General features: G+C 36.5%; 1 protein-coding gene. It reads left to right on the top strand.

Annotation, left to right across the window (positions count from 1 at the left end):
- Positions 1-310 (top strand): tyrosine-type recombinase/integrase (locus ACSG5Z_RS30285; protein WP_435712786.1); only part of this gene is annotated, 310 nt, incomplete at both ends.

The following is a 310-nucleotide window of genomic DNA, read 5'->3' as shown; positions in this document are numbered from 1 at the left end:
ACCTTACTTCTATTTTTGATGAAGTATACTCTTATGGCCAAACACTAGTAAGTACCTGGTTATTCCCTTCCCGAAAAGGAGATCACCCCATTAGTAAAATCCAGGCTTATCGACAATTGCAAAAAGCCGGTGATTTTGCCGGTATAGAATCCATTGGGACTCACACCATGCGCAAAACCTTCGGCTATTGGTTCTATAAACAAACAAAAGATGTTGCTATGTTGCAAGGAATTCTAAATCATAGTACTCCCCAAATCACACTAAAAAACATTGGAATTAATAAAGAAGAAAAAGACAATATACTTGATAA

Origin of the sequence: Bacillus pretiosus, from assembly GCF_051294775.1 — a bacterium.
GTDB lineage: Bacteria > Bacillota > Bacilli > Bacillales > Bacillaceae_G > Bacillus_A > Bacillus_A wiedmannii.
The sequence above is the reverse complement of the archived record's forward strand: the minus strand, read 5'-3'. Positions and strand labels throughout refer to the sequence as shown.